Here is a 23,361-nt window from a genome sequence, read left to right as displayed (position 1 = left end):
CTCCGCGGAACCTCCGCTACCCGTACGTCCTTCGGAGCCCGCCGAGCCTTCGTGCCCCGGGCCGTCTCCGGAGTCCCGGATGCCCGTGGGGGCGGCGCTCCCCTCGGTGTCCGGCGGGCGCGAGGGGGAGGGCGAGGGGGTTCCGGCGCCTCGCGGGCCCGCGCGGCATCGGAAGGACGGGGGAGCGGACGACGCGGACGACATGAATGACATGGACGACATGGACGACATGGACGGCGCGAATGACATGGACGGCGCGGTCACGCGTCCGATGGTCCGGCGCTCCTGGACCTATCTCGACAGCAGGCCGTTCTCCATGCCCCCGCCCCCCAGCCCGTGGCGGCGGCCGTGGTCGCGTCTCTCGCGCGACCAGCTCGTCAGGCCCGCCCTGATCGCGGGGTTCCTCGCCGCCGCGGGGGTCGGCGTCTGGTCGTCCGGCTGGTCCCCATGGGATCGGCTGCCCGTCGCCGACACGTCGCCCGCGTCTCCGGGGGGACGCCTCCTCGCGGGGCGCGACACGGTGATCGCCCCCTCGCGGGCCCCGGCGGTGGCCGGGGCTGACGCGAAGGCCCCGGCGGGGAGAGGAAAGCCCGGGGACGGGAAGGGGACGGGCGGGAAGGGGAAGGTCCCGGGGCGTGAGCCGGTGCGGGAGCTCCCGGCGGAACGGGCCCTCTCCGGCGCCGGAGACATCCGGGACGAGTGGGTCGAGCGGGTGGAGCGCGCCAAAACTGTCAAGAAGCCGGTCAAGCCGGTCGAGCGGTCCGGACGGCACCGCGAGGGCGGAGGCTCCACCCGGGCCGGCGCCGGGAAGGCCGGGCCCGGAGGGACGGCGGGCGCCAGGTCACGGACGGGAGCCTCCGCGCCCCAGACCGGCGCCAGGCGGGCGAACGGAGGCGCCGGACACGAGAGCGCGCGGGGGACCGGCGGTGCCGGGCGGGGTGAGGGGAGCACCGGGCGCACCGGAAGTACCGCGAGCAGCGGCGGGGACGCCGGGAGCGCCAGGACGGCGGGACGGCCGCGCTCCGGGACGCAGGGTTCCGGAGCACAGGGCTCCGGGACGCAGGGCTCCGGGACGCAGGGTTCCAGGACGCAGGGTTCCAGGACGCAGGGTTCCAGGACACAAGGCGCCGGGACACGGGACTCCGGGACACAGCGGTCCAGGGCGCAAGGCGCCGGGGCGCAGGAGGGCGGGGCGCGGAGCCGGGCGGGCAGGACGGGCACGCCCTCGGCCTCCCGGAACAGGCCACCGGCCACCGGGAGCGCCACGGGCATCAGCGCCGCCTACGCCTGCCGCCACCTGCCCGCCGGTGACTGGCGCCACGCCTACTGCGTACGGGTCTGGAACGACTACAAGACCAGGAACGGCCTGCCCTAGGCGCGGTGACCCCGAGCCCGGCCACCGTCGTGCGAGCCGGGCGAGGTCAGTATCTTCCGGCGCGGCGCATGGCGCGGGGGCGGCCGTCGGGGTCGCAGAGGAAGCGGTAGAACGGGGTGGCCCAGGCGGTGGTCAGCGGGGACATCCGCGACACCTCGTAGGCGCGGAGCCGTCCGGGCGGGCGGGGGCCCCGGCGACCGCCGGCGTACCAGCGTTCCAGTTCCGCCGCCGACGAGGCGAAGGCGTCGAAGAAGGAGGCGGGGTCGAGCAGGTCCGCGTCGGAGCCGTCGTGCCGGTCGAGGTGCTCGCGGGCGAGGGTGAGGCGCAGGTCCCTGGGCAGGCGGCGGGCGCCGTCGCCGAGCCCTCCTGGGTCGAGGGGTTCGCGGCCGTCGGGGGTCTCGTCGAGCACCGCGCAGGTCAGCTCGGAGTCGTAGGTCCAGGAGCGCCGGTTGAAGTTGTCGGAGCCGATGGTCGACCACACGTCGTCGATGACGCAGACCTTGGCGTGGACGTACACCGGGGTGCCCTCCCGGTTCTCGACCCCGTAGACCGCGACCCGGTCGCCGCCCGCGCGCTTCAGGACGTTCAGCGCCTGGTTGCGTCCCAGGATCTGCGGGACACCGCCGATCAGGCCGTCCTGGTCGGGGTGGAGCGGCAGGACGCTGATCATCCTCAGCTCCGGGTTGGCCTTCAGCGCCTCGGCGAAGGACTCGGCGACCTGGGGCGACCACAGGTACTGGTCCTCGATGTAGATCAGGCTGCGGGCGCGGCGCAGGGCCTTGAGGTAGCCGCGGGCCACGCTGCGCTCCCCGCGCGGGGCGAAGGAGTAGCTGGTCCTGCGGTGGGCGTAGGTGCGCAGGAGCTGTACGGAGTGCGGGCCGCAGACCGGAGGGTCGGGCGGCTGCGGGGGCAGCGGGTCCGGCTGGGTGTCCTCGCGCCGGACCAGGTCGACGACGCGGTGCACGGGGTTGCGGGTCAGCGGCTGGGGGTCCTCCCAGCGCTCCCTGAACACGGTCTCGACGTCGCCGACGGCCGGTCCCTGGATCGCGGCCTGCACGTCGTGCCAGGGCGGGCGGCTGCCGTACACCTTGGCCATGGGCGCGGCCTGCGCGTCGCCCTCGTGGGAGGAGTCGTCGCGGCGGCTCCAGCACAGGTCGATGCCACCGACGAACGCGATGTCGCGCCGGGGGTCGTCGCGGTGGCGCAGCACCACGAGCTTCTGGTGGTGCGAGCCGCCCATGGGGACGCGCATGTCGCGCAGGCACTCCCCGCCCGCCTCCTCGATGGCGTCGCCGAGGTGGCGGTTCTCCTCCGCGCTGAAGAAGAGCTTGTCCCAGTGCGAGCGCCACAGGAGGCCCTTGACCACGACGCCGCGCCTGGCGGCCTCGGCGAACACGTCGGCGACCTCCGTACCGGGGCCGTCCAGCCTCTCCCCGGGGTCGCCGCGCCAGTCGGTGAACATCAGCAGGTCCCCCGAGCGCAGCTCGCGGACGCGGGCGAGCAGCTCGGTGAAGTAGGGTGCGCCGTGCGGGATGGGCCGCACGGTGTTGCCGTGCGACCAGGCGGTCCCGCCGTCGTGCCGGGTGTCGATCCGGGACGCCGGGTTGCCGCGCTCCTCGCGGTCAAGAAACCAGTTGTCTTCGGTCACCGTGCCCGATCTACCCAGCTTTTGCCTGTTTTCACTCATCGAGGTGGAACGATCACTCCGCCGACGCGCGCATCCCTCCGGCGCACACACCTCTCCTGCGCGCGCACCCCCCATGCTCATCCCTGACTCGCCGCCCGGCCCGTCACTCCGGCTTCCGCCCCACGGACCCCGGGAACGTGAGCGCGAAACTCCCGGCGCCCGCGGCGCTCCCGCATCAGGGGACTGACCTGGGAAGCCCTGACAGGGGGTTTACACGAAGTTGCTTGCGTGTTAAAAATCTGTAACTCGCACATCGAGTCGCGAAAAAAACAGACTGTTGGCTTTCATCAGTCTGTCCCGGGGACGGCACCCTCCGGGACCGCGCGCATTACCGCACCACCGCACGAACGAACCCGGCATCATCCGGCAGCGCGTGACAGCGCCTCCGGACGGCATAAGCGCGGCGGCGCGCGCCTTGCCTGACTGCTCCCCCAAGTCAGGAAAGGACCCTCAATGTCCCCACGCCCTCGGCCGTGGGCCAGGCTGCTGACCGCAGCCCTGCTCATCACCACCGGCGCCGCGGCCACCGGCCCGGCGGCCTCCGCGGCCACCGGATCGACGGCCTCCGCGGCCGCCGGATCGGCCACCGGCGCGGCGGCCCGCGCGATGGCCGACATCCCGGCCTCCGACTACCAGCAGGTCTCCCTGGCCACCGGCCCGGGTGAGCTCGGCGAGGCCATGTCGCTGACGGTGCTGCCCGACAGGTCGATCCTGCACACGGCGCGCGACGGCACGATCCGCCGTACGACCGCCGCCGGCGACACCGCGACGGCCGGCAAGCTCGACGTCTACACGCACGACGAGGAGGGGCTGCAGGGCATCGCCGCCGACCCCGCCTTCGCCACCAACCGCTTCGTGTACGTGTACTACTCGCCGAAGCTGAACACCCCGGGCGGCGACGCGCCCACCAGCGGCAGCGCGGCGACCTTCGAGCAGTGGAAGGGGCACCTGAACCTCTCCAGGTTCACCCTCAAGGCCGACAACACGCTGGACCTGGCCAGCGAGAAGGTCGTCCTGCAGGTGGCCAACGACCGTGGCCAGTGCTGCCACGTGGGCGGTGACATCGACTTCGACGCGGCCGGGAACCTGTACCTGACTACGGGCGACGACACCAACCCGTTCGAGTCGAACTCCTACACCCCGATCGACGAGCGCACCGACCGCAACCCGCAGTTCGACGCGCAGCGTTCCTCGGGCAACACCAACGACCTGCGCGGCAAGGTGCTCCGCATCAAGCCGCAGGCCGACGGGACCTACACCATCCCCAGCGGGAACATGTTCGCCCCGGGCACGGCCAAGACCCGCCCCGAGATCTACGCGATGGGCTTCCGCAACCCGTTCAGGATGTCGGTCGACAAGGCCACCGGCATCGTCTACCTGGGCGACTACGGCCCGGACGCCGGTGGCGCCGACGCCAACCGCGGTCCCGGCGGACAGGTGGAGTTCAACCGCATCACGGGTCCGGGCAACTACGGCTGGCCGTACTGCACCGGCACCAACACCACGGCCGAGACCTACAACGAGTACACCTTCCCGTCCGGCCCCTCCTCGGCCAAGTACAACTGCGCCGGAGGCCCGACGAACAACTCGTTCCGCAACACGGGTCTGACCACCCTGCCCGCGGCCAAGCCCAGCTGGATCCGCTACGGCGGCGAGGCCGGTTCCCCGCCGGAGTTCGGCGGCGGCTCCGAGTCGCCGATGGGCGGCCCGGTCTACCGCTACGACGCGAACCTGAACTCGTCCGTCAAGTTCCCCGCCTCGCTCAACGGCCGCTACTTCGCCGCCGAGTACGGCCGCCGCTGGATCAAGGCCATCGAGGTCACCTCCTCCGGCGCGCCCGGCGTGATCGAGGCCTTCCCGTGGACCGGCACCCAGGTCATGGACCTGACCTTCGGCCCCGACGGCGCCCTGTACGTGCTCGACTACGGCACCGGCTCCGGCAACCAGGCCCTCTACCGGGTCGAGTACATCGCCGGGACCAACCGCAACCCGATCGCCAAGGCCGCCGCGAACAGGACCTCCGGGCCCGCCCCGCTCGCCGTCACCTTCTCCTCGGCCGGCAGCTCCGACCCCGAGGGCGGCGCGCTGACCTACTCCTGGAACTTCGGCAACGGCGCGACCTCCACCGCGGCCAACCCCACCTACACCTACACGGCCAACGGCACCTACACCGCCACGCTGACCGTCAGGGACTCCGCCGGGCTGACCGGCACCGCCAACGTGACCGTCACGGTCGGCAACACCGCGCCCACGGTGAACTTCGCCCAGCCCGTCAACGGGCAGCTGTTCTCCTTCGGTGACACGGTGTCCTACCAGGTCAACGTGAGCGACCCCGAGGACGGGACCATCGACTGCACCAAGGTCAAGGTCACCTACCTCCTCGGCCACGACAGCCACGCGCACGAGATCACCAGCAAGAACGGCTGCTCGGGGAGCATCACGGTCCCGACCGACGGTGAGCACGACAGCGCCGCGAACATCTACGGCGTCTTCGTCGCCAGCTACACCGACAAGGGTGGACTGACCAGCCAGAACACCCGCACCCTGCAGCCTCGCCACCGCCAGGCCGAGCACTTCGGCGCCCAGTCCGGCATCCAGATCGCCGAGCACGGTCCCGCCGAGGGCGCCAAGACCGCCGGGTTCATCGACAACGGCGACTGGATCTCCTTCACGCCGTACGCGCTCGGCAACGCCACCTCCATCACCGCCCGCGTCTCCTCCGGCGGTGTCGGCGGAACGCTGGAGGTGAGGGCGGGGTCGGCCACCGGCACGCTGCTCGGCACGGCCACCGTGCCGGTCACCGGCGGCTGGGAGACCTTCCAGAACGTCTCGGCCAACCTGAGCAACGCGCCCTCGGGCACCACCACGCTGTTCCTGGTGTTCAAGGGGGTCACGGGTCAGGGCAACCTCTTCGACCTGGACGCCTTCACCCTGAACACCGGCGGGAGCGGTAACAGCACCACGGTCGAGGGGGAGGCCTACACCTCCAACTCCGGCGTGCAGCCGGCCGCCCACGCCGCGGCCAGCGGCGGTACCACCATGGGCTACATCGACAACGGCGACTGGGCCGGGTACTCCACGCTGACCGCGTCGGGGGCGAAGACCTTCACCGCGCGCGTCTCCTCGGGCGGTCCCGGCGGCACCATCCAGATCCGCGCGGGCTCGCAGACCGGGACGGTGCTCGGCTCGGTGGCCGTGCCCAACACCGGCAGCTGGGACACCTTCCAGAACGTCTCCACCAACCTCACCGGGACGGGCTCGGGGTCGATCTTCCTGACCTTCACCGGCGGCACCGGCTCCCTGCTGGACGTCGACACCCTCACCATCACCAAGTAGCGACGGATCCCCGGCGCGGCGCTCTCCCGCCGCGCCGGGGATCTTCACGCGTACGGCTTCACTCGCGACTTCCCGCACAGAACTTCCCGCGTACGGCTTCACTCGCGACTTCCCGCACAGAACTTCCCGCGTACGACTTCCTACGCGCGACTTCCCGCACATGATTTTCCGCATACGAAAGGACAGCGATGCGCAGTCTCATCGCACGAGGCCTGGCGACAGTCGCGGCGGCCACCATGGCGGCCGCGACCGTGCTCGTCCCGGCGGCGGCCCAGGCCGCCGCGGCTCCGTTCGAGGTGCTGGTCTTCTCCAAGACGGCCGGATTCCGCCACGACTCCATCCCGACCGGCATCCAGACCATCAGGGACCTGGGCACCGCCAACGGCTTCAGCGTCACCGCGACCGAGGACGCGAACGCCTTCAACGCGTCCAACCTGGCCACCTACGAGGCCGTGGTCTTCCTCAGCACCACCGGTGACGTGCTCAACGACACCCAGCAGACCGCGTTCCAGAACTACGTCAACGGCGGCGGCGGCTACCTCGGCATCCACGCCGCGGCCGACACCGAGTACGGCTGGGCCTACTACGGCCAGCTCGTCGGCGCCTGGTTCAGCGGCCACCCCGCGATCCAGCAGGCGACCGTGAGGACCGAGGACAACACCCACCCGGCCACCTCCCACCTCGGCGCCACCTGGAGCCGCAGCGACGAGTGGTACAACTACGGCACCAACCCCCGCTCCACCGCGCGCGTCCTGCAGTCCCTCGACGAGGGCAGCTACAGCGGCGGCACCATGAACGGCGACCACCCCATCACCTGGTGTCACCCGCAGGGTTCGGGCCGCTCGTTCTACACGGGCCTGGGCCACACCATCCAGTCCTACGCGGAGACGGGCTTCCGCAGCCTGCTGCTCGGCGGCATCAGGTACGCGGCGGGACAGGTCGCGGCCGACTGCAGCCCGAGGACCGGCGGGTCCACCACGGTCGAGGGCGAGGCCTACACCTCCAACTCCGGCGTGCAGCCGGCGAACCACGGCCCGGCCAGCGGCGGCAGGACGGTCGGCTACATCGACAACGGCGACTGGGCCGGGTACGCGTCGGTGAACGCCTCCGGGGCGAAGACCTTCAGCGCCCGCGTCTCCTCGGCGGGTCCCGGCGGCACGATCCGGGTCCGCGCCGGTTCGCAGACCGGGACGGTGCTCGGCACGGTGAACGTGCCCAACACCGGCAGCTGGGACACCTTCAGGACCGTCTCCACCACCCTCACCGCGACGGGCTCAGGGCCGATCTTCCTGACCTTCAGCGGCGGCTCGGGCTCGCTGTTCGACGTGGACACCTTCACCATCACCAGGTAGTTCCCGGGGCGGTCGGCGGGTGCCTCACACGATCGTGATCAACTTGATCAGTTGCTCGCGGAAGTGGTCGTACTCGTCGACCGCGCCCAGCAGGACGTCGGAGTCGCGCTCCTCACGGCGCGCGGTCTCCAGTACCTCCCGCCCCTCGGGGGTGATCTCGACGAGCGTACGCCGCCGGTCGCGCTCGTCGGTCGCGCGCACCACGTAACCGGCCCGCCGCAGCCCCTCGATCGTCCGGCTCATCGTCTGGTCGGTCACCCGGCACAGCGTCGCGAGCTCCCGCTGCGACAGGCGGCCGTCGACGACGTGGTGCAGGGCGATCATGCCCGCGTGGGTGAGGCCGTGCGCGGCGAGGAAGTCGTGGAAGCGCCCCTCGACCATGCGGGCGGCCACCGACAGCAGACGGCCCGTGGGCCACGAGCGGATGTCCGCCCGCATCGCCTCCGGATCCGAAGCGACTCGCTGCTCATCTTCCTTGGCCACCCGCCAATTGTCACAGACGCGAGAGCCACTGGACCTCGCGCCACCGGCTGTCACGGCCTGATGATCCCGAAGCCGCGAAAGTCACGACGACGCCCGCCTCACGGGGCGGTCGTCGCGGTGATGAGCCAGATCCCGGTCGTCAACCGGTAGCCGGACTCCGGCTCGCGGAAGCGGGCCAGCAGCCGTGCGGCCCCGGCCCGTGCGGCCGCCCGCTGTGCCGGTGCGGCGTCACGGTACGCGGCTCCGGCCGGGCCGATCTCGATCAGCCATTCGGCCACGGTGCCGGGGTCGTCGGGGGCGTACAGGGTGATGTCGCGCGGCTGGACGGTGACGGTCTCGAAACCGGCCTCGGTCAGGATGCGAATCACCCGTTCGGAGTCGGCGAACGCGAACGGGCCCGGCTCGTCGCCGGCGGGCATCGGCGGAAGCGGCCCGAGATGCGGCGCGGCGCCGAGCAGCACCGCGTGCATCCAGGGGCAGGCCGCGCCGTCACGGAAGACGGTGGCGGCCATGCGTCCCCCCGGACGCAGCGCCCGCCGGATCGTGGAGCAGCCGGTGACGGGGTCGGCCAGCAGCATGAGGACCGTCCGGGAGAAGACCGCGTCGAAGGGCGCCCCCGCTATGGTGCCGACGGTCTCGATGTCGGCGGCGGCGAAGCTCAGGCCGGGATGGCGGTCACCCGGGAACCGCGCGGCCGCGGCGGCCACCATGGAGTCGTCCAGGTCCAGGCCGACCACCGCGCCGGTAGGGGCGACCGCCGCCGCGAGCTCCGCGGTGGTACCGCCGCACCCGCAGCCGACGTCGAGGATCCGCTCCCCGGGCCGGGGGCGCAGCCAGTCGAGCGCCGCGGCGCCCAGCGGCCGGCCGTACTCGTCCTGACGGTCGGCGTGATGTATCCATCCCGGCGCTGCCCGCGCCCAGAACGTGATGTTGCGGGCCCGCATGCCGGCGATGTCGGTCACTGGAAGGGCATCTCGGCGCCGTCGACCGTCACGGACCGGAAATTCGCGGCCTTGCCCGCGTCGAACCCGTCCGTCTGGGCGGCCAGACCGGCGGCGCGCACGAGCCGCTCGGACTGGAATCGACGGAACGCCTCCGCGTCCTGCCAGACGTTGATGATCCGCCAGCCGCCCTCGACCGGTCCCGCGACATGGGCGAGCAGGCCCGGCGGCCGGTCCGGGCCCAGATTGCGCTCCACCGCGAGGTACTCCTCCTCGGTCACGCCGGGCATCTCCTGCAGCACTCCGAACGGCATCGCGATCGCCTCTCTATTGGATAGAGTGAGACTCTATCTAATCGAACCTTATACTAACGCGGGTGGAGGGCAAGCGGAGCTACCAGTCGGCGCAACGCCGGGAGCGGGCCCGCCAGACCCGCAGGGCGATCCTGGACGCGGCCGGCAGGCTGTTCGTCGACCCCGGCTACGCGGCCACTCCGCTGACCGCCATCGCCACCGAGGCCGGAGTGGCGGTCCAGACGATCTACGCGGCCTTCGGCAGCAAACACCAGCTGCTGTCCGAACTCGTCGACGTCACCGTCGCCGGCGACGACGAGCCGGTCGCACTGCCCGACCGGCCGTTCGTGGCCGAGATCCGGGCCCTTTCCGACCCTCGCGCCAAGCTCGCCCGCTACGCCCGGCACCTCGTCGTCACCCACGCCCGCCAGACCGAGGTGATGATCGCGCTGGCCGGCGCGGCCACCGCGGACGCCGACGCCGCGCGCATCTGGGACAAGAACGTCGAAGACCGCAGGCGCGGCATGACCATGCTCGCCGCCGAGATCGTCGCCACCGGATCCGTTCGTTCCGACCACGATGTCGACAGCGTCGCCGACGTCCTGTGGCTGGCCATGGACTTCCGCAACTACGACTGGCTCGTACGCCGGCGCGGCTGGCCGGTCGAGCGGTTCGAGCGCTGGTACACCGACACGGTCGCCGCCGCGGTGCTGACGTGAGTAGCCCGAAGCGGCGACGTGAGCGGGGGGCCGTCCAGACGATGGAGCCGGTCCAGCAGCCCAGGGCCTTCTGGTAGACCGGGGCCGCCTCCCTGTCGAAAGCGGACTGGGTGGATGGTCCTCAGCACCCGTCGTCGAGCCCGCTCGTCCGGGTGGTGTCGGGGTCGCCCTGCAGGCCGACGTGGCCGCCGACGTCGTCGGTCTCGGCCGCGGCGAGCACCGTACGCAGCAGCTCGGGGAAGCGCGCCTGCAGATCCTCCTGACGCAGGACCACGTAGCAGCGGGTGCCCTCCTGGCGGGTGCGGGTCAGCCCGGCGTCGCGCAGGGCCCGCAGGTGGTGGCTGAGCGTGGATTTGGCCACCGGTGCCCGTAGCTCCCCCCAGCCGCGCTCGCGCCCGTCGGCCAGCACGCGCACCAGCCCGACCCGGATCGGGTCGCTGAGGGCGGCCATCACCCTGGTCAGCTCGATCTCGCCTGTCTCGGGGTGGTGTGCCTGCCTCATCCTGCGATGTTATACGTTGTTCGATGTTTCATAAACATCGAACAAGGGGGACCCCATGACAGACCAGCTCGCCGGCCGCCTGCGGGGCGGTGCCGTGATCGTGACCGGAGCCGGATCCGGGATCGGCCGTGCCACCGCGCTCGCCTTCGCCCGCGCCGGAGCGCACGTCCTCGGGGTGGGGCGCCGCGAGGAACCTCTGCGGGACACGGCCGACGGGCATCCCGGCATCGCCTTCCTGGCCGTCGACATCCGCGCCGACGGGGCCGCGCGGGCGATCGTCGACGAGGTGATCGAGCGGTGGGGGCGGCTGGACGTCCTGGTGAACAACGCCGGGGCCACCGCGATGATGCCGCTGGCCGACACCGACGCCAGGCGCGTCGACGACCTGTTCGCCCTCAACGTCACCGCGCCCAGCGTGCTCGCCCACGCGGCCCTGCCCCACCTTCGCGCCGGTCGCGGCGCGATCGTCAACGTCTCCTCCACCTACGGGCACCGGCCGCTGCCCGGCGCGGCCCACTACGCCGCGTCCAAGGCCGCCCTGGAGCAGCTGACCCGCAGCTGGGCGCTGGAGCTGGCCGCCGACGGCATCCGGGTCAACGCGCTGGCCCCCGGCCCCACGGAGAGCGAGGCCCTGGCCGCCGCCGGGTTGTCCGAGGCGGCGGTCGAGCGGATCAAGCGGGACGAGGCCGCGAGCATCCCGCTCGGCCGCCGCGGGACCCCCGAGGAGGTGGCCGCCTGGATCGTGCACCTGGCCGACCCCGCGGCCACCTGGATCACCGGCCAGGTCCTCACCGTCGACGGCGGCCTGGAACTCACCTGAGTCCGGGGCGGCAGCCGGGGCCGCCCCCTTCTCACGAGGGTCGTACCGGCCCGGGACGCGCGGTCCTACTTCTTCAGCCAGTCGGCGTAGTGGGTGGGGGCGATGCGGGCGCCGTCCTTGGCGGTGAGGACGTCGCCGGGGACGGCGGCGAACATGCCGCCGGTGTCGTCGGTGGTCACCGAGCGCTTGTCGCCCCTGGCGGCGAGGGTGATCCGGCCCAGCTCGTCCAGCGGGTACACGTCGGGGCCGGCCAGGTCGACGATGCCGTTCAGGGGCGCACCGGCCGCGACGTCGGCGACGGTGGCGGCGACGTCCGCCGCGGCGACCGGCTGGAGGGGGGTGCGGGGCAGGCGGACGGTCTCGTCGTCGGCGGTCCAGGACAGGATGGCGTCGACGAACTCCATGAACTGGGCGGCGCGCACGATGGAGTAGGGGACGGGACCGGCCTTGAGCAGGTCCTCCTGGAGGGTCTTGGCGCGGTAGTAGTCGGTGGGGACCTGGTCGACGCCGATGATGGACAGGATGACGAAGTGCTTGGTGCCCGCGCGCCCGGCCGCGGCGAGCAGGGTGTCCATCGAGGTCTGGAAGAACGCGGGGGAGGCCTCGTCGAAGGTCGGGGAGTTGGTCAGGTTGACGACCACGTCGGCGCCGGCCAGCGCCGCGTCCACCCCCTGGCCGGTGAGCACGTCGACCCCGGTGGACAGCGAGTGCGGCACAGCCTCGTGCCCGGCCTCGTTCAGGATCCTCACGACCTTCGACCCGATGAGCCCGGTTCCGCCGATGACTGCGAACTTCATGACACGTCCTGCCTTTCGTTGACGATCCATGCCCGCTAACTCGGACATCTGTTATCCGGGATGCTACACGGACATTTTTTATCCGAGTCAACGGGTGGTGGATTAGGGTGAAGAGGTGAAGATGTCTGGTGGGGTCGAGTGGGCTCTGCACTGCTGCGTCGTACTGACCTCGGTGGAGGAGCCGGCACCGGCCGCGCGGCTGGCGCAACTGCACGACGTCTCGCCCAGCTACCTGGCCAAACAGCTCCAGGCCCTCTCGCGCGCCGGGCTCGTCCAATCCGTCCAGGGCAAGGCGGGGGGCTACGTCCTCACCCGCTCGCCAGAGCTGATCACCGTGCTCGACGTCGTCGAGGCCGTCGACGGGCCCGGCCCGGCCTTCGTCTGCACCGAGATTCGCCAGCGCGGCCCGATGGCCGCCTCGCCGGAGTCCTGCACCGCCCCCTGCGCCATCAGGCGCGCCATGGCCGCCGCCGAGGCCGTCTGGCGGGACGCCCTGCGGGCCGTCTCGGTGGCAGACCTGGCCCGCGACGTCACCTCCGACTACGGCTCCGGCGCGCTGGCCGGGATCGGCGCCTGGCTGAGGGCGGCCGAGACCTGAGCTCTCCCGGTTTCCTGATCGTGCGGGGGCACGGAAGGTCGGAACACCTATTTGTTCAGCAAGCTGAGTAAATGCATAATGCTCAGTGTGCTGAACGATATTCGCCGCCCGAGTGCCGGTCGTACCCTCGTGCTGGGGATCGTGGCCAGCGCGGTTCTCACCGGGCTGGTCTGGCTGCTGGGCCAGCGGCTGCAGGGCATCCGGCTGCTGCCCGACCAGGGCGCCTCCTGGTACTACTGGAAACTGCCCGAGCCCACCTTCTGGACCCGCGCCTCCGCGTGGCTCGGTTACGCGGCCCACCAGCTCGCGGTCTGGGGGCTGATCTACTACGCCCAGACGAGGGTGCGCCGCTACACCGCCGGCCTGCACCGGGTGAACGTCCTGGCGCTGGCGGTCAACTTCGGCTTCATCGTCCTGCACACCCTGCAGACCCACCTGTTCTACGACGGGCTCGCGCAGGACGTGTCGATCTTCAGCTCGCAGGGGTCGGTGGTCCTGCTGCTGGTGATGGTCCTGCTGATGGAGAACGGCCGCCGGGGCCTGTTCGCCGGGCGGCCCGCTCCCATCTCCACGGAGGTGGTGGGGTTCGCCCGCAAATATCACGGCTACCTGTTCAGCTGGGCGGCGATATTCACCTTCTGGTACCACCCGATGGAGAGTTCGAGCGGCCACCTGATCGGCTTCTTCTACATGTTCCTGCTCCTGCTGCAGGGCAGCCTGTTCATGACCCGCGCGCACACCAACCGCTGGTGGACGGTGACGCTGGAGCTCCTCGTCGCCGTGCACGGCACCCTCGTGGCGGTGATGAACAGCGGCCCCGGCGGCATGTGGCCGATGTTCCTGTTCGGTTTCCTCGGGATCTTCGTGATCACCCAGATGCACGGCCTGGGCCTGTCCCGCGCCACCAGGTGGGTCCTCGCCGCCCTCTACGCCGGTGCCGTCCTGCTGGTGTACGGCATGCGCGGTTCCGGCAGGATCGACGAGATCGTCCGCATCCCCGCCATCGAGTACCTGCTGGTCGCCGTGCTGGCCGTGCTGCTCTGGCTGGGGCTGCGCACCGCCAGGCTGGTCAGGGGCGGCGGGACCAAGGGGACCGGGGGGACGGGGGGAACCGGTGCCCGGCCCGCGGACGGCGCACCCGTGACGGAGGGCGCCGCCGCCAACGTCGGCGCCACCACCAACGCCACCACCAACGCCACCACCAATGCCATCGCCGGTGCCGGTGTCGGCACCGCCGCCGGGTCCGCGCCGGAGGGTGACGACAGGGCCGGTGGCGATGGTGCCGGTGACCGCGGCAACTGACGCGACCCGCCCTTTCGTCCGATTCCGGCCGCGCCGGTCGGCGTGAATACGGACATCCGGTCGTCGAAAGTCTCAACAATCCCGCAACTGGAACCGTGTTCGGGAGCACTCACACCATAAAGACTGGACATGCCATGACAAATGCTGTTGGAATGAGGTTTTTCGTGAGTAAGTGATTCACCCTGCGTAAGGGGCAGTCGGACACTTCCTGATGGTGGCGCATGGACACTGCTCTGTCGTTTCGAGTTCTCGGTCCACTTGAAGTCCTGGTAGGTGAGCAACGGGTCTCGATCGGCGGTTCACGCCAGCGCATCATTCTCGCCACGCTCATCCTGCGCGCGGGCAGGGTCGTCCCCGTCGACCTGCTCGCCACGGCGATCTGGGGCGAACGCCCGCCTCCCACCGCCCGGAGCCAGGTGGTCATCTGCGTCTCCGGGCTCCGTCGCGCCTTCCTTGAGGCGGGCGCCCCGGCGAACCTGCTCGGCACCTCCTCTCCCGGCTACGTCCTGCAGGCCGATCCCTCGCAGGTCGACGTCCTGCTCGCCGAGCGCCTCGCCTCCCAGGCGCGGTCCGCGGAGAGCGCGGGCGACCTCGCCGGAGCCGCCCGGCTGTTCGCCGAGGCGTGCGGCCTGTGGCGCGGCCCGGTCATGGCGGGCATCGAGAGCGCGTTCGTCGAGTCCGAGGCGCGCAGGCTGGACGACCGCCAGCTGACGCTCACCGAGGAGCGCGTCCAGCTGGAGCTCGCCCTGGGCAGGCACCGGGAGCTCATCGACGACCTCGCCGTCCTCGTCGACGCCAACCCGCTGCGCGAGCGGCTGCGCGCCCAGCTGATGCTGGCCAGGTACCGGGGCGGGCGCCGGGCGGAGGCGCTCGACACGTACCGGATCGGGCGGATGCAGCTGGTCGAGGAGCTCGGCATCGAACCGGGCACCGAGCTGCAGGCCCTGCACGACGCCATCCTCCGCGACGACCCGGAGCTGACCCCGGCGCCCGCGCCGCCGCACGCCCGCACGCCCGCCCGCACGCCCGAGCCCGAGGTCGCCGAGGAGGACGTACCCGCGCCCGCCGAGCCCGCGGCGGGCCAGGCGGGCCAGCCGGGCCAGGTCGAGCACGGGGTGGTGCCCGCGCAGCTGCCCGCGGACGTGCCGCACTTCGTCGGCAGGGCCGGCGAGATCGCCGAGCTGGACGCCCTGCTGGACAAGCGGCTCGGGCAGGGGCTGCTCACCATCGCGCTCATCACCGGGGTGGGCGGGGTCGGCAAGTCGGGGCTCGCCGTGCACTGGGCGCACCGGGTCGCCTCCCGCTTCCCCGACGGCCAGCTCTTCGTGAACCTGCGCGGCTACGACCTCAACGCCCAGCCGCTCACGCCCGGCGCGGTGATGGACCGCTTCCTGCGGGCCTTCGGCATCGGCGGCGAGCGCATCCCCGAGGACCTGGACGAGCGCGCGGGCCTGCTGCGCACCGTCATCGGCAAGCGCCAGGTGCTGCTGGTGCTGGACAACGCCCGCGTCATCGACCAGGTCAGGCCGCTGCTGCCCGGCTCGGGCACCTGCTGCGTGATCGTGACCAGCCGGGACCCGCTGGGAGACCTCGCCCCCAGGGAGGGGGCCAGCGTGATCCACCTGGAGGTGCTGGGCTCGGCCGACTCCGCCGCGCTGCTCGCCGGGGTCGCCGACTCGGTGGTGATGGAGGAGGACCCCAAGGCCGCCGCCCGGCTGGGCGAGCTGTGCGACGGGCTGCCGCTGGCGTTGCGGATCGTGGGCGCCCGCCTCACCGCCCGCTCGTACTGGACCCCCGCCCGCCTGGCCAAGCGTCTCGCCGACGAGCGCCGCCGCCTGGACGAGCTGAGCTACGGCCAGCTGACCGTACGGGCCAGCTTCGCCCTCAGCTACCGCGACCTGAGCCCGCAGGCGGCGCTGATGTTCCGCAGGCTGGGGCTGCTGGAGGCGCCCGACTTCGCCTCCTGGGCGGGGGCGGCGCTGCTCGGCATCGACGACCTCGACGCCGAGGACCTGATCGACCAGCTGGTGGACGCCCAGCTGGTCGAGGTGCTGGGCCGCGACGGCGCCGACCAGATCCGTTACCGCTTCCACGACCTGGTCAGGTTGTACGCCAGGGAGTGCGCCCACGCCGAGGAGGCGGCCGGGGACCGCGTCGCCGCGATCACCCGCGCCCTGAGCTGCTGGCTCGCGCTGGCCGAGGAGGCCCACCAGCGGGAGTACGGCGGCGCCTTCACCCAGCTGCACGGCTCGGTGCCCCGCTGGCGGCCCGCCGACCCGGACGAGTTGCTGGAACGGCCCCTCGACTGGCTGGACGCCGAGCGCGGCGCCCTCGTCGCCGCGATCTCCCAGGCCGCCCACCTCGGCGAGTCCGAGCTGTGCTGGGACCTCGCCGTCACCGCCACGACCCTCTTCGAGGTCCGCAGCTACTTCGACGACTGGCGTACCACCCACGAGACGGCCCTGGACGCCGCGCGCAAGGCGGGTGACACGCGCGGCGAGGCGGCCGTGCTGTGCTCGATGGGGAGCATGTATCTCTTCCAGCAGGTACCGGAGCCGGCGGGGGAGTACCTGGGCGCGGCGCGCGAGCTGTTCGAGAGGCTCGACGACCGGTACGGGATGGCGCTGGCGCTGCGCAACACCTCGCTGCTCGACCGGCTCGCGGGTCGTTTCGACATGGCGCTCGACGGGTTCCTCGCGGCGAAGAGGGTCTTCGCCGAGGTCGGCGACCACTTCGCCGAGGCCCACGTGCTCGGCGGCATCGCCCAGGTCCACGTGGACCGGGGGAGGCTGGAGCTCGCCGAGCCCCTGCTGAGGCAGGCGCTGGAGGTCTTCCGCACGCTGGGCAGCGAGCGGGGGCAGGCGCAGATCCTCAACAGGCTGGGGGAGGCGCTGCTGCGCCAGGACCGGACCGTGGAGGCGGAGGAGACCGTGCGGGCCGCGCTCGCCCTGGTCAGGAAGAGGCAGGACGGTATCGGGCAGGCGTACATCCTGTGCGGGCTGGGGGAGATCCAGATCCGCCAGGACCTGACGGACGCCGCGGTGGAGAGCCTGGACGAGGCGCTCGTCATCGCCCAGGGGGTGCGGGAGAGGTTCGTGGAGGCGCGGATCCACCTGGCCTTCGGCCGGTTGCACGCCCGGTGCGGCCGGTTCGACGAGGCTGTGGCCCACCTGCGGGAGGCGCTGGAGATATCCACCGAGATGGACACCCGGTTGTGGCGTTTCCGGGCCCTGTCCGCGCTGGGTGAGGTGTTTATCCTCAAGGGGGACGAGCCCGCGGCCTTTGATGCGCTGAATCGTGCTCTGGATTATTGTGCCGACACCGGTTCCGAGGATTATCGGCTGATCACCGAGCGGTTGGCGACTTTATCCGTCATTCCCTCCGGATCATCAGGTCCATGTGCTGTCGCCGGTGGTGTGGGCGATTGAAGCCGCCGCGGAGACCGTGCCCTGAACGACGGCCACGGGGAGCGTGAAGAGCGTGGCAGTGGCGGTGACTTTCGCGGCCCAGATAATCCACCGAGACATTTTCCGACCTCATTCGTCTTGTTGTTTTCTTTCCTTCTTCCGTTCTGCGACAAACGTAGAATGAGGCGCGATCGAGTCGATATCACATCGGCAACCGGCCGATATCCGGGGTCGCGTCGCGCATCAGCACCGCTGTGAGCAGCACGTCCGCCCCCCAGGCGAGGTGTTCGGGCGCCGTGTACTCCGCGGGAGCGTGGCTCACGCCGCCCCGGCTCGGCACGAATATCATGCCGACGGGCGCGATCCGCGCCACGATCTGCGCGTCGTGGCCGGCCCCGCTGGGCAGGCGGTGGTACGGCAGGCCCTGCCCGGCCGCGGAGCGGGCGACGATCTCGCGCAGCCCCGGGTCGCAGTCGACCGGCGCGGTGCGCGCCCCGGGCACGACCGTGACGCGGGTGCCGGTCGCGCCCGCGACCTCGGCGGCGACCTCGGCCAGTCGCGCCAGCGCCGCGTCCAGGGCCCCGGCCGAGGTGTCACGGAACTCCACCCCCAGCCGGACCCGTCCGGGGATGACGTTCCACATGCCGGGTTCGACGGAGCACGTGCCGGTGGTGGCGCGCAGCACCAGCCGCTCGGCGGCGGCGATGGCCCGCACGGCCAGCACCAGCCGGGCGGCGCCGTCCAGCGCGTCGGCCCGGTGCTCCATGGGCGTGGTGCCCGCGTGACCGGCCGTGCCCTCGACGGTGACCGAGACGTTCACCCGCCCGGTGATCGTCTCGACCACCCCGATGGGCACGCCCAGCCGCTCCAGCACGTCCCCCTGCTCGACGTGCAGCTCCAGGTAGGCGGCGACGTCGCGGGGCGACCAGGCGGCCTCGGCGAGCCGGTCCGCGTCGCCCCCGACCGCCGCCAGCAGGTCGGCGACCGCGACGCCGCGGTCGTCGAGGGCGAGGGCCGCCCCCGGGGGCAGCGCGCCGGCGAACCCGTGCGAGCCCAGCATCCCCATCGTGCCGTGGGCGCCCTCCTCGTCGCTGAAGGCGACCACCGCGAGCGGGTGGTTCAGCCGCACGCCCTCCTCGTACAGGGTCCTGGCCACCTCGATGCCGGCCAGCACCCCGTAGGCGCCGTCGTAGGCGCCGCCGTCGAGCACCGTGTCGATGTGCGAGCCCAGCACCAGCGCGGCCGCCCCCGGCACCGAGCCGGGGCGGCGGCCGATCAGGTTGCCGGCCGCGTCGACCTCCACGGCCAGGGCCGCCTCCTCCATCAGCCGCGCCACGTACGCGCGCCCCTCCACGTCCTGCGGGGTGAACGCCAGCCGCGTCACCCCGCCGCCGGGGACCGCGCCGATCGCGCCCAGCCGGGCCACGTGGTCCACCAGGCGCCCGGCGTTGACACGGGGCCGGGTCCCCTGCAGGACGGTCATGGCGTGCGCAGCGATCGGGGACGCATGTCCGTCCACACCCGCTCGATGTGGGCCAGGCACTCGTCGCGGCCGCCCGTGGTCCCGGTGGCGGTCCACCCCGCGGGCAGGGCCCGCCCGTGCGGCCAGAGGGAGTACTGTTCCTCGTCGTTGACCACCACTGCGTACGTGCTCACGTCAGACCTCCAGGTCGCCGATGTCGCGGATGATGTGGCCGAGCAGTTCCGCCCGGCGCTCGTGCAGGAAGAAGTGGTCGCCGTCCAGCACCCGGAGCCGGAAGTCCCCGCCGGTGTGCGGGCCCCACAGCAGGGCCTCGCCGGGCGAGACGATCTCGTCCCCGTCGCCGGTGTAGACGACCAGCGGGCACGCCAGCGGCGCCTCGGCCGCGGGCAGGTAGGTCTCGGTCACCCGCAGGTCGGCCCGCACCCGCGGCAGGATCACCGCCAGCAGCCGCGGGTCGTCCAGCGGCAGGCCGCCGCTGCCGCCCAGGCGGCGCATCCAGGCCACCAGCTCCTCGTCGGGGGCGTCGTGGACGGCGGGGGCGCGCGGGCCGTCCGGCGCCCCGGCCGCCGCGGCCAGCAGAGCCCGGGGCGCGGGCGCGCCCCTCCGCCGCAGCTCCCTGGCCAGCTCGAACGCCACCCAGGAGCCCATGCTGTAGCCGAACAGCGCGTACGGCCGTCCCAGGTGCGGGGTGAGGGAGTCGGCCAGCTCGGTGACCAGGCCGTCCATCGCGGCGTGCGGGGCCTCGCGGAACCGCCGCTCGCGTCCCGGCAGGTGCACCGGCACCACCTCCACCGTGTCGGGGAGCAGGTCGGCCCACTGCTGGTACTCCACGGAGCCGCCGCCCGCGTACGGCAGGCAGAACAGCCGGATCGCGGCCCGCGGGCGGGGGGCGGGGAAGCTCACCGCCCGCGCCGCGCGGTCGAGCACGCGCGTCGTCGTCATCGCGTCACCTCACACGTCGTCATCTCGTCGCCCCGCCGCCTCACCGGTCTCACGGTGAGTCTCACGGTGAGAGGGGGAGGTCCGGGGCGGTCACCAGGGCGGTGATCGTCCGTTCCAGCTCGGCGGCCATCCCGGCGACCGTCTCCGGGCGGAACAGCGCCGTGTCGTACTCCAGCACCGCCCGCGCCGAGCCGCCCAGGTCGGTGACCTCCAGGGCGAGGTCGAACTGCGAGGTGCCCAGCGGGACGAACAGCCGCTCGGCCGTCACCCCCGGCAGCCCGTCGTCGGCCGACTCCAGCAGGCGCCGGTCGTGCAGGGTGAACAGCACGTCGAACAGGGTCCCGCGGCCCGTGCCCAGCTCCGCGGTGAGCCGCGACAGCGGCAGCTCCTGGTGCTCGTAGGCGCCGAGCAGGCTCTGCCGCACCCGGCCGACGACCTCGCTGAAGGTGCGCGTCCCGCCCAGGTGCGTGCGGACGGCCAGCGTGTTGACGAAGTGCCCGACCAGGTCGGCGACCTCGGTCCTGGACCGGCCGGAGACCACCGAGCCGACCACCACGTCCCGGGTCCCGGCGCGGCGGGCCAGCCAGACCTTGAACGCGGCCAGGTAGACCATGTGCGGGGTGGTGTCGGTGGCCCGGCACAGCTCCCGGACGTCGACCGGCAGGTCGAACGCGTGCTGGGCACCCTGGAACAGCGGCCGCCTGGGGCGCGGCAGGTCGGTGGGCAGCGCGGTGCCCTTGGAGTCGGCCAGCCGCTCCCGCCAGTAGTCCACCAGGCCGGCGAGCCGGTCGCCGGTCAGCGACTCGCGCTCCCAGACGGCGAAGTCGACGTACTGCACGCCGGGCTCCGGCGGTTCCGCGCAGGAGCCGGAGCCCTCGGCCCGCAGGCGGTAGAAGGCGCACAGCTCCCGCCAGAAGACCGCCGTCGACCAGCCGTCGAAGACGATGTGGTGCGCCAGGACGAGCAGCACGTGCTCGGTGGGGGAGACCCGGTAGAGGACCGGCCGCAGCAGCGGGCCCCTGGCCAGGTCGAACGGCCTGCGGTACTCCTCCAGGACGAGCCCGGCGGCGTCGGCCGTCTCCACCACGGGCAGCGGCACCGGCGCCGGGCCGGTCACCCGCTGCACCGGCCCCCGCCTGGTCATCGTGAACGTGGTCCGCAGCGACTCGTGCCGGGAGACCACCCGCCCGATCGCCCATTCCAGCGCCTCGACGTCCAGCGGGCCGCGCAGCCGGAAGGCGTGCGGCGCGTTGTAGGCGGGACTCCTCGGGGCCAGCTGGTTGAGTACCCACAGGCTCTCCTGCGCGTGGGAGAGCGGGTAGGTGGCGCCGGGTGTCCTGGGCACCGGTCGCGGCCCGGCCTCGGTGGGCCCGGCCAGCCAGCCGGCCAGCTCGGCGGGCGTCAGGTGGTGGAAGACGTCGGAGATGGACACCTCCACGCCCAGCCGGTCCTGGATACGCATCGCCACCTGGACGGCGGCGAGGGAGTGGCCGCCCAGGTCGAAGAAGTCGTCGTCCGGGGCGATCTCCCCGGGGTCCAGGCCGAGCACCTCGCTCCAGATGCCGACGACGGTCTCCAGCAGCTCGGTCGCGCCCGCCCCTGTCGCGTTCCTCCCTTCCGTGCTCGTTTCCGACGTGCTCGTTTCCGACGTGCTCGTTCCCGACGTGCTCGCTCCTGTCGTGCCCGTCCCGGCCGTGCCGGTTCCCGTCTTGCCCGTGCTCCCGGCCGTGGGGGTCTCCCCGGTCGTGGTGGCACGGGCTCCGGCGTCCGGGGGGCCCGTGTGGGGTGCCCGGTCGCCTCGGGACGTCGCCGGAGCCCTCGGGGTGGGGGCGCCGTCGCGTGTCACGACGCCGGGCCGCGGTTCCCACGGCACGGCGCCGACAGGGCGGCCGGGGTCCCCGGCCGCGAAGTCCAGCACTCGCAGGTAGCCCTCGGCGAGCCAGGCGATCGTGGCCTCGTCGAACAGGCCGGTGTCGTAGCGCAGCAGGCCGGAGATCTCGCCGTCCGCCGAGACCAGCTCCAGCTCCACGTCGAAGCGGACGGTCGCCTGGTCGAGGGGGTACGTCGACAGGGCCAGCTCGCCCAGCCGCAGCAGCATGCCCCGCTCGCCCGCCGAGGAGGCGCCCAGCGGCGACACCGCCTCGGGCGAGTCGGCCCGGACGATCTCCCCCCGCTGCGAGGCGCGCAGCGTGAACGCCACGTCGAACAGCGGGGAACGGCTCGGGTCGCGGTGCGCGCCCAGCCGCTCCACCAGCCGGGGGAAGGGGTAGTCCTGGTTGTCCAGGGCGTCGAGCACCGCCTCCCGGGTGCGGCCGAGCACCTCGGAGAACCCGGGGTCCCCCGACAGGTCGGCGCGCAGCACGACCGGGTTGACGAAGTAGCCGACCACGTCGGAGAACTCCGGGCGGCTGCGCCCGGAGGTCCAGGTGCCCAGCAGGAAGTCCTCCTGGCCGGACGCCCTGCCCAGCAGCACCTGGAAGGCGGCCAGCAACGTCGTGTACAGCGTGGAGCCGCCCCTCGCGGCCAGCTTCTCGACCGCCGCCGACCGCTCCGCGCCCAGCCGGAAGGCGTACGAGGAGCCCTGGAAGCCCTGGTCGGCGGGGCGGGGCCGGTCGGTGGGCAGCGCCAGCACCGGCGGCGGGTCCGCCAGCAGCCCGGTCCAGTACGCCTCCATCCGGGCGCCGTCGGGACCGGCGAGCATCGCCGCCTGCCACGCCACGAAGTCGGCGTAGGTCGCGGCGGGCGGCGCGGCGGACGGCCGGACCCCGTTGCGCAGCGCCGTGTACGCCTGCCCCAGCTCCTCCAGCAGCTGGAACAGCGACCAGCCGTCGATCGCGATGTGGTGGGTGACCCAGAGCAGCACGGGCGCCGCCGCCGGGCGCCGTACCAGCACCACCCGCAGCACCGGCCCGTGCTCCAGGTCGAACGGGCGGGCCGCCTCGGCGCCCAGCAGGGCCGCGAGGTCCTGGCCGGGCGCGAGGTCGGCGACGAAGAAGTCCAGGCCGCTCGTCGGGGCGACCCGCTGCACCGGGGTGCCCTTGACGTGCCCGTACGTCGTGCGGAAGATCGGGTGCCGGGCGATCAGCCACTCGAACGCGCCGCGCAGCGCGACCGGGTCGGCGTCGTCGTGCACCGTCCACGCGAACGGCATGTTGTAGGCGACGCTCGCCTCCCGGCGCACGCGGTCCATGAACCACAGGGACTGCTGCCCGTACGAGAGCGGGAAGGGCGCGTCGCCCGACCTCATCAGCCTGGCGAGCAGGGCGCGCTTGTCCGCGGGCGACAGTGGTGCTCGGGTCTCCATCGAAGTCCTCCGGTAAGGGG

General features: G+C 72.4%; 18 protein-coding genes. 8 read left to right on the top strand and 10 right to left on the bottom strand.

All coding sequences use genetic code 11. From position 1 onward, the window contains the following. Positions 1–202: 202 nt before the first annotated feature. On the top strand, positions 203–1,375 hold the full coding sequence (locus tag ACFYWM_RS26995) for a hypothetical protein (protein ID WP_389918680.1): 1,173 nt from the start codon (positions 203–205) through the stop codon (positions 1,373–1,375). A 46-nt stretch (positions 1,376–1,421) separates the two neighbouring features. Here ACFYWM_RS26995 and ACFYWM_RS26990 read toward each other — a convergent pair whose 3' ends face one another. Then, positions 1,422–3,023, bottom strand: a complete 1,602-nt coding sequence (locus ACFYWM_RS26990; RefSeq protein WP_389918677.1) for a phospholipase D family protein — start codon at positions 3,021–3,023, stop codon at positions 1,422–1,424. A gap of 492 nt (positions 3,024–3,515) precedes the next feature. Here ACFYWM_RS26990 and ACFYWM_RS26985 point away from each other — a divergent pair, with 492 nt between their 5' ends. Then, complete coding sequence (locus tag ACFYWM_RS26985) at positions 3,516–6,398, top strand: carbohydrate-binding protein (protein WP_389918674.1); 2,883 nt, start codon at positions 3,516–3,518, stop codon at positions 6,396–6,398. Between the two features lie 188 nt (positions 6,399–6,586). Then, on the top strand, positions 6,587–7,750 hold the full coding sequence (locus tag ACFYWM_RS26980) for a ThuA domain-containing protein (protein ID WP_389918671.1): 1,164 nt from the start codon (positions 6,587–6,589) through the stop codon (positions 7,748–7,750). 24 nt (positions 7,751–7,774) lie between these two features. On the opposite strand, the gene ACFYWM_RS26975 is transcribed toward ACFYWM_RS26980, so the two are convergent. From ACFYWM_RS26975 to ACFYWM_RS26965, 3 genes are all read right to left on the bottom strand, one after another. Then, positions 7,775–8,233, bottom strand: coding sequence for a MarR family winged helix-turn-helix transcriptional regulator (locus tag ACFYWM_RS26975; protein ID WP_389918668.1), 459 nt, complete (start codon positions 8,231–8,233; stop codon positions 7,775–7,777). 98 nt (positions 8,234–8,331) lie between these two features. Continuing rightward, positions 8,332–9,195, bottom strand: coding sequence for a class I SAM-dependent methyltransferase (locus ACFYWM_RS26970; RefSeq protein WP_389918665.1), 864 nt, complete (start codon positions 9,193–9,195; stop codon positions 8,332–8,334). Beyond that, entirely contained in the window at positions 9,192–9,488 is a 297-nt protein-coding gene (locus ACFYWM_RS26965; protein ID WP_389918662.1) for a hypothetical protein, read from the bottom strand. Before ACFYWM_RS26965 ends, ACFYWM_RS26970 begins: the two co-directional genes overlap by 4 nt. Before the next feature lie 62 nt (positions 9,489–9,550). Here ACFYWM_RS26965 and ACFYWM_RS26960 point away from each other — a divergent pair, with 62 nt between their 5' ends. Beyond that, positions 9,551–10,186, top strand: a complete 636-nt coding sequence (locus ACFYWM_RS26960; RefSeq protein ID WP_389918660.1) for a TetR/AcrR family transcriptional regulator — start codon at positions 9,551–9,553, stop codon at positions 10,184–10,186. A 121-nt stretch (positions 10,187–10,307) separates the two neighbouring features. Here the strand turns inward: ACFYWM_RS26960 and ACFYWM_RS26955 are convergent, their stop codons facing one another. Continuing rightward, positions 10,308–10,688 carry an ArsR/SmtB family transcription factor gene (locus ACFYWM_RS26955; protein ID WP_389918657.1) on the bottom strand — a complete coding sequence of 127 codons (381 nt, stop codon included), beginning with the start codon at positions 10,686–10,688 and terminating at the stop codon, positions 10,308–10,310. Positions 10,689–10,743: 55 nt separating this feature from the next. Here ACFYWM_RS26955 and ACFYWM_RS26950 point away from each other — a divergent pair, with 55 nt between their 5' ends. Further along, positions 10,744–11,508 (top strand): SDR family NAD(P)-dependent oxidoreductase, encoded by a 765-nt coding sequence (locus ACFYWM_RS26950; protein WP_389918654.1) that lies wholly within the window; start codon positions 10,744–10,746, stop codon positions 11,506–11,508. A gap of 65 nt (positions 11,509–11,573) precedes the next feature. On the opposite strand, the gene ACFYWM_RS26945 is transcribed toward ACFYWM_RS26950, so the two are convergent. Further along, a complete protein-coding gene (locus ACFYWM_RS26945) occupies positions 11,574–12,305 on the bottom strand; it encodes an SDR family oxidoreductase (protein WP_389918651.1) in 732 nt (243 codons plus the stop codon). A 121-nt stretch (positions 12,306–12,426) separates the two neighbouring features. Here ACFYWM_RS26945 and ACFYWM_RS26940 point away from each other — a divergent pair, with 121 nt between their 5' ends. The 3 genes from ACFYWM_RS26940 (at position 12,427) to ACFYWM_RS26930 (ending at position 17,633) form a co-directional block, all read left to right on the top strand. Then, the gene (locus ACFYWM_RS26940; protein WP_389918888.1) at positions 12,427–12,903 is read left to right on the top strand and encodes an RrF2 family transcriptional regulator; all 477 of its coding nucleotides are present in this window, start codon (positions 12,427–12,429) and stop codon (positions 12,901–12,903) included. 87 nt (positions 12,904–12,990) lie between these two features. After that, positions 12,991–14,205, top strand: a complete 1,215-nt coding sequence (locus tag ACFYWM_RS26935; RefSeq protein ID WP_389918648.1) for a hypothetical protein — start codon at positions 12,991–12,993, stop codon at positions 14,203–14,205. A 221-nt stretch (positions 14,206–14,426) separates the two neighbouring features. Next, on the top strand, positions 14,427–17,633 hold the full coding sequence (locus ACFYWM_RS26930) for a BTAD domain-containing putative transcriptional regulator (RefSeq protein ID WP_389918646.1): 3,207 nt from the start codon (positions 14,427–14,429) through the stop codon (positions 17,631–17,633). A 181-nt stretch (positions 17,634–17,814) separates the two neighbouring features. Here the strand turns inward: ACFYWM_RS26930 and ACFYWM_RS26925 are convergent, their stop codons facing one another. The 4 genes from ACFYWM_RS26925 to ACFYWM_RS26910 form a co-directional block, all read right to left on the bottom strand. Next, a complete protein-coding gene (locus ACFYWM_RS26925) occupies positions 17,815–19,095 on the bottom strand; it encodes a Zn-dependent hydrolase (RefSeq protein ID WP_389918643.1) in 1,281 nt (426 codons plus the stop codon). After that, positions 19,092–19,268: an MbtH family protein gene (locus ACFYWM_RS26920; protein WP_389918640.1), complete on the bottom strand. Its 177-nt coding sequence runs from the start codon at positions 19,266–19,268 to the stop codon at positions 19,092–19,094. Before ACFYWM_RS26920 ends, ACFYWM_RS26925 begins: the two co-directional genes overlap by 4 nt. 1 nt (position 19,269) lies before the next feature. Beyond that, positions 19,270–20,037: a thioesterase II family protein gene (locus ACFYWM_RS26915; protein ID WP_389918637.1), complete on the bottom strand. Its 768-nt coding sequence runs from the start codon at positions 20,035–20,037 to the stop codon at positions 19,270–19,272. Positions 20,038–20,098: 61 nt separating this feature from the next. Beyond that, positions 20,099–23,341, bottom strand: coding sequence for a condensation domain-containing protein (locus ACFYWM_RS26910; RefSeq protein WP_389918634.1), 3,243 nt, complete (start codon positions 23,339–23,341; stop codon positions 20,099–20,101). Between the last annotated feature and the right edge of the window lie 20 nt (positions 23,342–23,361).

Source organism: Streptosporangium sp. NPDC002721 (genome assembly GCF_042888905.1).
GTDB lineage: Bacteria > Actinomycetota > Actinomycetes > Streptosporangiales > Streptosporangiaceae > Streptosporangium.
The sequence above is the reverse complement of the archived record's forward strand: the minus strand, read 5'-3'. Positions and strand labels throughout refer to the sequence as shown.

Excerpts from the sequence above, each read along its gene's own strand:
- ACFYWM_RS26995 (WP_389918680.1), top strand. The coding sequence starts at position 203 with ATGAATGACATGGACGACATGGACGACATGGACGGCGCGAATGACATG.
- ACFYWM_RS26985 (WP_389918674.1), top strand. The coding sequence starts at position 3,516 with ATGTCCCCACGCCCTCGGCCGTGGGCCAGGCTGCTGACCGCAGCCCTG.
- ACFYWM_RS26980 (WP_389918671.1), top strand. The coding sequence starts at position 6,587 with ATGCGCAGTCTCATCGCACGAGGCCTGGCGACAGTCGCGGCGGCCACC.
- ACFYWM_RS26965 (WP_389918662.1), bottom strand. The coding sequence starts at position 9,488 with ATGCCGTTCGGAGTGCTGCAGGAGATGCCCGGCGTGACCGAGGAGGAG.
- ACFYWM_RS26955 (WP_389918657.1), bottom strand. The coding sequence starts at position 10,688 with ATGAGGCAGGCACACCACCCCGAGACAGGCGAGATCGAGCTGACCAGG.
- ACFYWM_RS26950 (WP_389918654.1), top strand. The coding sequence starts at position 10,744 with ATGACAGACCAGCTCGCCGGCCGCCTGCGGGGCGGTGCCGTGATCGTG.
- ACFYWM_RS26945 (WP_389918651.1), bottom strand. The coding sequence starts at position 12,305 with ATGAAGTTCGCAGTCATCGGCGGAACCGGGCTCATCGGGTCGAAGGTC.
- ACFYWM_RS26940 (WP_389918888.1), top strand. The coding sequence starts at position 12,427 with ATGTCTGGTGGGGTCGAGTGGGCTCTGCACTGCTGCGTCGTACTGACC.
- ACFYWM_RS26930 (WP_389918646.1), top strand. The coding sequence starts at position 14,427 with ATGGACACTGCTCTGTCGTTTCGAGTTCTCGGTCCACTTGAAGTCCTG.
- ACFYWM_RS26925 (WP_389918643.1), bottom strand. The coding sequence starts at position 19,095 with ATGACCGTCCTGCAGGGGACCCGGCCCCGTGTCAACGCCGGGCGCCTG.
- ACFYWM_RS26915 (WP_389918637.1), bottom strand. The coding sequence starts at position 20,037 with ATGACGACGACGCGCGTGCTCGACCGCGCGGCGCGGGCGGTGAGCTTC.
- ACFYWM_RS26910 (WP_389918634.1), bottom strand. The coding sequence starts at position 23,341 with ATGGAGACCCGAGCACCACTGTCGCCCGCGGACAAGCGCGCCCTGCTC.